This window comes from Alteromonas sp., assembly GCF_984505615.1.
The window spans coordinates 40,904-50,994 of record NZ_CFHOXV010000032.1 but is presented as its reverse complement, the minus strand read 5'-3'; the positions used below and the strand labels follow the sequence as shown (position 1 = coordinate 50,994).

Here is a 10,091-nt window from a genome sequence, read left to right as displayed (position 1 = left end):
ATTACGCAAGGCTGCCTAATTTAGCGAGTGGTGCACTTCGGAGTTGAATTCGCGAGTAAAGATGAATATTAATTATACAATAAAGAGCGGCAAGAAAGCTGGCGTAATATGTGCCCCTCATAGAACTAAAAACGGCAAATTCATTGTTAGTAAAACGCGTTTTAAAGAAGATTATATCGAAGTCTCTACTTACGAAGAGATAAAGTCCTATGTGGATAAAGGGTTTAAGGTCCGAATGAGCGGTGTAACTGAAAAAATAGCACCCAGCCTGGTGTCTAAAGAATCTTTAGTATTTAGTTGATTTTAAGTTGAAGGTACAAAAGTGCCTTCAAAATTTTCTGAGCAAGAGGATAACGTTTGTGGATACTGAAAATTTGAAATTAACTCCATATTCAAATGATGAATTGCTGAAAATTACATATGTAATAACTACAAAACTTCAAAGGTTAACCATGCTTGTTACAACAGGCTATCTGGGTACCGAAGAAACCTTCGCCGCTGAAGACGACGACCCTTACCTTGCTATTGAATTTAAGGCGCTATCAAAAGAAAGGCTTGATGAGCTTCGAACTTTGCAGATTTTTAAGAATTTAGTCCTGCTCAATCGCTATGTGTTCGATCAGACTCTTACGGATACTAATAAAAAGCATTTGTACGAAGGGTTCGGTTATATAGGCGGGGTGGGAGATTTCTGTGTGGAGGCAATATTCCCTCTTATGCAATATCTCAGACTGGAGTCCGGCGATGAGTATTTTTCACAGGAGTATTTCGATAAATCACGATTTAATAACTTTCTTACTAAGTTCCTTACAAAACTCAGCCTTGATGAAAAAGTGGACTATCTTGAAGATTACGGACTGCTTAATTTATTAGGTATCAATTCGCAGGGATATACCTTTAAACAGCTTGCGCTCATGCTGGAGTTAGAAACAGAAAGGACTGCACGCGGACTCGCATCGACGAATACACCACTGGCAAAACGGATCAGGACAGTAAAGGCCTCCGATGGAAGCAACCGGACTTTCATCGAAAAGGATATTTTCTCCAGTTATGTGAATCAATATCATAAACTTCGCTCAGTTCAGCAAGAGGGCAACGTTCAGAAAGTTTTTATAACTCTTACTGGCGGTAATATCAGGAACAATCACATTTACCTGACAAAAGTTATGGATTTGTTTCCTGATAAATACATCGGAGGAGCTAGCAAAAAGGAAGCGGCCGCTGAGAATCTGCTACTTGACGTTGGTGGCGGTAAACAGTTTGAAACAGATATTGATGGAAAAAAGAAAATATTCAGATCGCGTGTAGCCTTGAAGACCTTTTATCAAACCTATGACGTGATAATCGGTGATACTGTTGTTATCACCGAAATCAGTGATGGGCACTATTCAGTCAGACCAGAATCTCATTCAGGCTGACAGAGCGACGACGTCTTCAATATGTTCCATCCACTTGCCCGGTATCAATACGCCTTTATCTATGCAGAACGGCACAACCCAGAGGTGGAGGTCTTCAGAAAATGAAAACACAGGGAGTGGCTCCTTAAACTGTTCGTGTTCAGGATAGATAAGCATCATATGCCCTTGTGAATTCTGGTATTTAGCGCCGTAAGCATACATCTGATAGAGATCAGACTGAGACAACCCATACTTGATAAAGGTATTATTGTCGTGGGCAGATATTAGTTTCCATTTTGTATCAGCGACGATCCGGTCTGTTCTGCGGTTGAATAAAAAATCGGGTCTTAGCTGAAACCAGCGATTTACGCCTGAGAGTTCATCCGGCTGGTGGGTTAACAGATATTCACTGCAAGCCTGTAGTGTTAAATTCCACGGCTTTTTCACAGACTGTCTGAGCCTGCTACCAACAAACGATTCAAAAAGTACTTCCATCGGGAACAGTAGCGAAATGCCCCGGTGGCTACCTTTCTGAAAGTCCGGATTCATTTTTTCAAGAATTAAAGCACACCATGGATTTATCTTCCGGTATCCCTGCATCAGCTTATTGTCAGACCATTTAGATAACAGCTGAGTTGGATTTGCCACTGGTTGCAACTCATCCAGCAGATGGCTGAATTCATTTGCAAGTCGCCAGACTTCCGGAGATTTTCCATAGCGGACGACCGACTGGAGTGCTGTCTTGATCAGACGGTTCTCGATTCTGTCCAGCAGGAAGACATCATGATTGATATTCAGCAGATGCTGCCTTCCGGGAGGCTGACGCTGTTGCCTGGCTATATCAAGCTGCCCACGAAGGAACGGGCTGATTTCACTCACTCTTGAATACTGACCGCGTAAGCCGCTTCCTAACAGTCGTTTTAACTCTTGCAGAAACTGAAGGTAGATCCATTCATGAACGGGTAACTGAGAGCGGGCGAGGGATGCACTTTCAGCCTCTTTACTTTGCATGTTCACCGTCGCGCCGAGCATTCTACGGAGCACTTTTCTTCCATGTTCCGGTTGTTCCTCGCCCAAACGGGACTTCGGCAATATCTCTATACCCGTTCCGCAGGGAGACTCTATATAGCCCACATAGCTGGATAATTTAATGGTGTTTGGGTCACGCAGACTGACGGGGCTTTTTTCCCCGGGCACGATCCAGTTGCAAAGCCAGCTGAACGTAGCTTTGTCGATGTGCGCCAGATCCAGTGACGGCGAGGCCACTGGTCTTGTTGTCAGGCAAGCATACTCCCGGACCCTTATCATTCTTGTGCCTCGTTAAAAGGCAAAATTCTGCGAAAGGATTCAGGATCGGAAAAGGCCTGCTCGTTAATGAGGTAGCGTCGATCGTTAATTTCCTCTGCAACGGCACTGCTGAACAGCTTGCTAATTGAAAGTCCTGTATTTTCTAACTGGATAAACCGGGATGAAGCCGGTTTCTCCAAATCATTTAAAACCCAGCTGATACGCTCCCAGTCAGCAAAGAAGTATTCCTGCAGAAGCGGGATAATCCGTTTTCTGAAAATGGTGCCAATCAGGTTTTCTCTCTCTGCCTGGCTATCCAGTTTCTTAAGCGGCCAGAAATGGCTATGCCCGATAGCATGATCGCGATCCAGCAGAACTTCGATGCGCTGATTCATGATGCTGAGAATGTCTGAAACCTTGACGCCGAAGACAGTTAAATCTGAAAGTAACTCTGGCTGCGGCAATAATTCAATAAACTCAAAGCGCCGGCGCAAAGCGAGGTCCAGTTGTGCCAACGACTTATCAGCTGTGTTCATCGTGCCGAGAATATACAGATTATCAGGGACCGAGAACGCTTCCTTTGAGTACGGCAGAATGACTGTGCGCTGATCTTCGCCGCCTTGTCTTTTATCCGTTTCAATAAGCGTGATGAGCTCGCCAAAGATTCTGGACAAGTTGCCCCTGTTAATTTCGTCAATGATCAGAACATGAGGTAAACACTCTCCTTCAGTTGCGGGGGCAGAAGTCAAAAGAACTTTCAACTTTGACAAATCTATTGTGTCCGAACCAAGGGAATAAAAAGCTTGCTTAGAAAGTGACTTCTTAAACAGCCTTTCCCGCGGTAAGCTTGGGGAATAGTGACTCAGCCAGTTTACCCGGCGTAGCTGCTGGTATCCCTCACGTTCATCAGTTGAAAGATACTCATAGTCGCCGACAACTTCGGCTATAGCTCTGAATTTACTGTTTCCGTCGGGAACAATGATTAAGTCACCTTTTTTCATCACATTTATGAAGCGATTTAATGTACCTGCCTCATAATCGTTTTTATCTTGCGGATCTTTTTGATGCATATCGAGATGTTGTTTTATGGCATCTTTTGTCTCAAGCCCACTAAAGTCAATTTCTTCACCCCAGTTCATCAAAACGTAATTATTGGCAATACATTCATCATAAATATGTCCCTCATTACCCTTACTATCACCAAGTGACAGTTTCCATATATTACGATTTTCGAGGTTCACAGCGTCATTGCCGTTCTTATGAGACTTCACCAGGGCACTGGTGCAGAGCCGCTTGAATATGCCATCTACCACTTCATAACTGATGGTGCCTTTATCTTCGTCAGTTAAAGCGCGAATACCTTCAACAAAATCTTCGTATGAAAAACTCTGATGAAACGTTGTAAATGCAATCCTGCTCTGATTGATCAGGTCATCGTATTTACCTTTCAGCAATGCACGCCATTCGTGCTGATCTGAAGCAGATGATTCCGTCTCTTTGAACCAGTCAGGGTCGGCCAGCTTTACGGCTTCAGCGGTAGTTGAGTAGGTTTTACCCGTTCCCGGAGGGCCGTAGATGATTTGGTTTAGAGGTGTACTTTCGCGCATGTTAGGATTTATCTCAGAATTTTCTTTTGATGTGAGGGTTAGGTCTGAAGTAGTAAGTACAGCGATGAGTTTCTTAAGAGCGCTAAGATTTCTCACAGAAACCTCATGCCCGTATTTCGTACCCACACCACCAAACTTTGGGAATTCTTTATAGCTATTACTTTTTCTCGGATTCCAATTAAAGGCTAAACCATCTATGCTTTCTAGCTCTTCTCTTCTTTGAAAGTTTTCTGGATGTATTACTAAACACCAATCATCAAAGACTCTATCTACGTCATTGTTTTTCTTTACATATAAATAAGTATTTTTCGCCACTTGATGCCCAAAAGCATAAGCGAGATCTTTTTCTGTTCTTAAATAATTTAAATCATTCAGTGCTTGGTGAATTTCTAATGAATTCATTTGTATTATCCCTAACAATTATTCGATAACTCAGACATCAAATTAAACCGCCGGATATCCTCAATCTTATCCGGTGTTCCCTCCAACAAGCTTTCCGCATGCACCACTACTGCTAAGGCCTGTGCCCGGGAAATAGCAACGTTCAGACGGTTTATATTCAGCAGAAAGTCCACTCCCCGGGGCGAATCAACGGCCTGGCTTGCTGCCATAGACACAATCACTATTGGTGCTTCCTGGCCCTGAAACAGATCGACGGTTCCCACACGAGCCCTGGAGCCGATATGCTTTTTCAGTTCGTTAACCTGATGGTTGAATGGCGCAACGACGAGTATGTCACCGGTGGTAACGGGTCTGACGCTGCCGTCTTTTTCCCGGAACGTGCAGGTCAGAAAATGGTTTACCAGTTCAGTTATTTTGGATACTTCTTCCGGACTGTGCTGTTTGTTGCCGGAGTGAGGTATACACACGGGGAAAATCCCGGTTTCAGGAAACGAAGTCGCCACCGGGTAAATAATTTTCTGGTTATCACAAGCCAGATGATTTTCAAGCCGGCCTTCGTAAATCATGGTTGAAATGAACTGGTTCACATCGTTGTGCATACGATAGGTCCGGTTCAGAAAAATACCTTTTTCAGCGGGGATAGTTCTTAAATCATCGAGCAGAAAATCCAGTACTGACTTACCACTGTCGCCCGGATGAGTGCCCTGAACAGGCTGCGGCAGCTGCATCTGGTCGCCCATCACAACGATATTCCTTGCAACCCGGGCCATTGCTATCAGGTTGGCTATTGAAACCTGTCCGGCTTCATCGACAAACAGATAATCGAGTTGAGGGCCAGTATTTTGTGCTCCCCACACAGTGAAACCAACGAGGCCGGTCGACGTCATCTCAAACGGACTTTTCCGCGTAGTATTAACATGCTGAATTGGATAATTCCGGAATATGTCGTCGTCATTATCGGTTTGAATTTTATATATAGGATAAGGCGTTTGCTTATCTACTGATAATTGCGCTGTCGCCATCAAAAGGTGGTTGATTGCAGCATGACTGTTTGAGGACACACCTATACGTTTGCCCTGGCCGAGCAAATGCAGAATCACATGGGAAGCGGTATAAGTTTTACCTGTGCCGGGTGGCCCCTGAATGGATAAAAAGGTGTCATTCATGGCTGATACGGCTTGCTCAATCAGCGCCAGCTTCTGGTCATCTCTGGCGGCGTCGATAGCTCGCAACAAGTCAGAATCGATTCCCGGGGATTGTCTCAAAAGAAAGCATTTTAATGCAGGATGAATTTGTCTGAATTCGGCAAATCGCTGAGCACAATCCCATAGCGATGCTTCCAGAGACTTCTTATTGAAAATTTCATAGCTGATGAGCGTGATATTTTGCGGTAATCCGAATCCGGAATCGGCTTTAATCTGCACATGCCCTTTATCAGTATCAACGGCTTTTATTGATACTTTTTGCCCGTTTGCGCCGATAACAAAAGCCTGAGTGAAGCGCTTGTTCCTGAATTCCTGATTAATATCGTACTGGTAAATCAGAACCGGTTGCTTGCCCGACGCATCATGTTCCATGAAAACACAATCCACCAGACAGTCAGGATCCTCATACAATTCATCAAAGGTCATTTCCAGGCGTTCGAAGAACTTCCACCAAGTCGGCTTGTCCTCACGCTGATAAAAATCAGTGAGGTCAGCCAGCACAGTAGCGATGTGACGATCATCAGGCTCGTTTCGGGTATCTGCTGCGATGTTCCGTAGCTTATCTTCAGTGACTTTATGCGGAAGGAGGACGCTGCCCTCAGAAGGTGTCGTCGCTTTGACGGCGGTAATATCGAGAGGCTGATAGTCGATACCCGAACGGCGTTGTTCGCCGCGCAGCCATTCAGTCAGTTCCTGAGTCGAATCGCAGTCATCAATGTTGTAACTGCGGATAAACTTCAGTGCCTCAGAGTGTTGCCAGTCATCTCCGTCCGGATTTGAACGCCAGTTGGCGTATACAACAACGGAATCATCGCCGGATGCTACATCTGTATCCCGGGCTTCACGGTAAAGTAATTCTACTTTTTTGATCGAATAGGACGGGGCACCCACCAACACGGCGTGCCTGACGATCTGATACAGGTCGACGAATACACCAGCACGCAGCATATCGTCGATCTGATTTTCCATCACGCCGTAACGGCCCATAAGGCGCTTAAGCACAGATATTTCATAATGCCCGTAGTGATAAACATGCATGTTTCTGTCATTCTGCCAGCGCGTGAAGGCAAAATTAACGAAATCAATCAGGGCGTTTTTTTCCTGCTGGTGGTCGTGAGCCCAGCGTTCCCAGAACAAACGCTGACCATTTTCGTCAAAGCAGGTGACGCCCCACAGGTATTCAAGTCCACCGTCGGTAAAGGGAAAGCCTTCGAGGTCAAAAAACAGATCACTATTGCTATGAGGAGGTAAAGCCCGGAAGCCCAGGCGGTCTTCGCCCGATACTTCAGGTAAACATTCACAGGCAATTTTTCCAGCGCTTTCGCTTTCAAGTTGAATGGCTGCCTGCTGCTTCAGCCGCTGATAAACCTGCACGTTGATTTTCGGTAAAGAGGCGCGGGTTTCTGACACCAGTTCAGCGCAGGTCATAATGCCGAGTGCGTTGAGCTTATTAATCTGGTTGCGCGTGATATTGGCAATTTTTGACAGATGATCCTGTTGTTCGCGAAGAGTATCTACATAAGATGACCATTCTCCCACATCGCCGGCTGAGAAGGGGTCAACCGGCTTCGTGGCATCGAACGTGTGCTGTAACTGCAGAAAGTCAGATTTGATACGCTGGTAGTAGGCGTAAAAGTCTCTTGTTCGATACGTGGCCTTTTCCTGTGTGCCCAGCACCACAGTAAGATTATCCGGTAGCCTGCCCTGAACAGCCTCAATCATTTCGGCGTAGCAGCAAAGCTGAATAATGAAATAGGCCTTTGGTTGTTTAGCTAATTTCGTATCCCAGGGCTCATAGGAAAAGGCTCCGAGATCAGATGGTTCTGGCACCTTAACCAGGAAGTCTGCATAGCCTGCAAAATCACCGTGACTCAGTCGGGCCTGAAAGATGACATCGGCACCAGATCGCATGGCATTCAATGTTGCCTCAATCTGCATTGCCTTTGTGGTATTATCCACATCCACAGTCACAACATTTTCATACTCACGCTTGAGGATTTCCAGAAACGCATCCTCATGCTCGTACCCCTTTTCTGCGAGGTACGACAGCATTGTGCTGGGGGTATCCTTTAGTGCTTTAATACCGGCATCTTCGGTTGCACGTCTGTCCATCCAGCTAATAAATGCGGAGCGACTGTAGTTAACCAGGTCCGAAGGGCTGAAGCGTAAGTGACCATCCTGATACTGCATAATTTATCCTTATGTGAACTAATACAACACGTTACTTCGAAGACTCAAACGTTAGTTCGCTGGTCATCTTACCTAAATTGCAGGCTTCGCATAATACCTGCAGATTACTTTCTTCCAGCGCGAGTTCAGGGTACTGACTGCGCGGCTTAATATGGTCAACATGCAACGAGACACCCGCTTCAGCAGAGATTCCGCACAGCTTACAGCGGCCATCAGATGCAGCCAGTACCCTGACCCTGAGCGTCAGCCACGCTTTTGTGCGGTAAAAATTGGTTTTTGACTGAAACGCCTGTTCGGGCAGTTCATACTGGTTGCGGTAAACCACAGGTAACTTGCCGGGCTGATACACCATGGCGATCCCGTTGTTTGCCGCAAACCAGCGTTTAATCGACAGGACTGCACGCTTATGCGTGCGATATTCCTTGCGCGTACATTTTCCATTCTGCTGCAGGGTTACTCTGATCGTCATAGCTGCTCCTTAATACTTGTGCGCAGCGGTGACGAGGGTGTCATCTTCCGTTACCACTACATAAATATCTTTTTGTACCTGCATCAGCAGGCGTTTCAGTCGTTTTGCCAGTGACTTCTGTGTGTCCTTGTCTAACCGGAGAACGTAGCTGCCGCCTTTCTGCATCACTTCGGCACCGAGCATTTCTAATAGCAGGACATAGTCAGCGGAAATACCTCTTTGCTGACAGCGTTGTTGAGCATGTTTTGAATAAGTCACTGGCTGTCTCCGTTTCGTTGTTGAAATGAACAATATGTCGCCGCTCACGGCAGATCAATTACTGTACATTAAGACACGTCGTATAATCAGGCAGGTGCAGGCTTATTTATTGTTGAGACTGGCAGTATTTGAGTGGTTAAAATGTAAGTGCATGATTTTTATGATTTGAATGTGTCGCCTTTAAAACCACGTAAGGTGATGCAATGTTTGTAAAAGTTACCTTGCTATGGTGTTATATTCGAAAGACATGTCGCCTACGGATGCATATGGAAATCAAAACTGATAAGTGGCCGCTACGCTACGATTTACTGCAACGCTACCGCCTGATTGAAATTATTGCTTTATGGGAAGGCAAGCTGAATGCATCGCATCTGACGGGCTATTTCGGTATCGGCCGGCAACAGGCATCTAAAGATATAAATGACTATCTGCGGCTGGTGGCCCCCGGAAATCTCGAGTACAACGCTTCCAGCAAAGGTTACGAACCGTCAGAGAACTTTGCCCCCAAACTTACCTCTGGTCTGGTGGACGAATATCTGCAGCTCGCCCAGCGCAACAGCGATTTGGTAACAACATTCGGGAACTTGTCGCTAGGGCTCGAACATACGCACATGATGCCGTTGCCTCAGTACAGGGTGCGACCTGAAATCTTCCGGATACTCGCCAGAGCCTGCCAGAAAGGCGAGCGGCTCGAAGTCGATTATCGCTCCATCAACAGCCCTGACAGAGATGGCCGGATTATCGCGCCGCATTCAATTGTGCATTCGGGGCTTCGCTGGTATGTAAGGGCATGGTGTGAAAAAAATCAGGCATTCAGAGACTTCGTGCTGACCCGTTTTTACGGTGAGCCGGATATTGTTGGTAAAAGCGATGTTCAGAAAGCGTCAGACTTCGACTGGATGACGCAGGTTAATGTCTGCTTTAAGCCAGACGGACGTCTTACCGCAGAGCAACAGGCCATCGTTGCCGGTGATTACGGCATGACCGAGAATCGCCTGCTGATTACAGTGCGGGGTTCAATGGTGCAGTACCTCCTGCAGATGATGAATGTTGATCAGAACACTATCTCCGCGGATCCTAAAGCGCAGCAAATTGTTATCGAAAATATTGATTCGATTAAGCGGTGGCTGTTTTAGGTCTTAATCTACAAAATTCGTCAGGCCAACACCTTACCAGCAGGGTGAATTATCTGTAATTCCCTGGTCACATTTTGGAAAGCCAAAGTGAGAAATAAAGAATGTTGGTGATCAGAAAAACCAACCCGCAATACCAGCAA

At 45.8% G+C, this 10,091-nt stretch carries 8 protein-coding genes; 3 read left to right on the top strand and 5 right to left on the bottom strand.

The window, feature by feature from the left end:
* Positions 1-61: 61 nt before the first annotated feature.
* Positions 62-301, top strand: a complete 240-nt coding sequence (locus tag AC4PME_RS15510) for a hypothetical protein (RefSeq protein ID WP_491044593.1) — start codon at positions 62-64, stop codon at positions 299-301.
* A 58-nt stretch (positions 302-359) separates the two neighbouring features.
* Entirely contained in the window at positions 360-1,418 is a 1,059-nt protein-coding gene (locus tag AC4PME_RS15505; RefSeq protein ID WP_491044594.1) for a hypothetical protein, read from the top strand.
* Here the strand turns inward: AC4PME_RS15505 and AC4PME_RS15500 are convergent.
* From AC4PME_RS15500 to AC4PME_RS15480, 5 genes are read right to left on the bottom strand one after another with little or no spacing between them, the layout of a single operon-like run.
* Positions 1,410-2,705 carry an McrC family protein gene (locus AC4PME_RS15500; protein WP_491044595.1) on the bottom strand — a complete coding sequence of 432 codons (1,296 nt, stop codon included), beginning with the start codon at positions 2,703-2,705 and terminating at the stop codon, positions 1,410-1,412. The genes AC4PME_RS15505 and AC4PME_RS15500 overlap by 9 nt on opposite strands.
* Positions 2,702-4,693 carry a DUF8426 domain-containing protein gene (locus AC4PME_RS15495; RefSeq protein ID WP_491044596.1) on the bottom strand — a complete coding sequence of 664 codons (1,992 nt, stop codon included), beginning with the start codon at positions 4,691-4,693 and terminating at the stop codon, positions 2,702-2,704. The genes AC4PME_RS15500 and AC4PME_RS15495 overlap by 4 nt, the downstream gene beginning before the upstream one ends.
* Before the next feature lie 11 nt (positions 4,694-4,704).
* The gene (locus tag AC4PME_RS15490) at positions 4,705-8,088 is read right to left on the bottom strand and encodes a TM0106 family RecB-like putative nuclease (RefSeq protein WP_491044597.1); all 3,384 of its coding nucleotides are present in this window, start codon (positions 8,086-8,088) and stop codon (positions 4,705-4,707) included.
* 31 nt (positions 8,089-8,119) lie between these two features.
* Positions 8,120-8,557, bottom strand: coding sequence for an HNH endonuclease (locus AC4PME_RS15485; RefSeq protein ID WP_491044598.1), 438 nt, complete (start codon positions 8,555-8,557; stop codon positions 8,120-8,122).
* 9 nt (positions 8,558-8,566) lie between these two features.
* A complete protein-coding gene (locus AC4PME_RS15480) occupies positions 8,567-8,815 on the bottom strand; it encodes a DUF4258 domain-containing protein (protein WP_491044599.1) in 249 nt (82 codons plus the stop codon).
* A gap of 266 nt (positions 8,816-9,081) precedes the next feature.
* Between AC4PME_RS15480 and AC4PME_RS15475 the strand changes: the two genes are divergently transcribed.
* Positions 9,082-9,951 carry a helix-turn-helix transcriptional regulator gene (locus AC4PME_RS15475; protein WP_491044600.1) on the top strand — a complete coding sequence of 290 codons (870 nt, stop codon included), beginning with the start codon at positions 9,082-9,084 and terminating at the stop codon, positions 9,949-9,951.
* Positions 9,952-10,091: the final 140 nt, after the last annotated feature.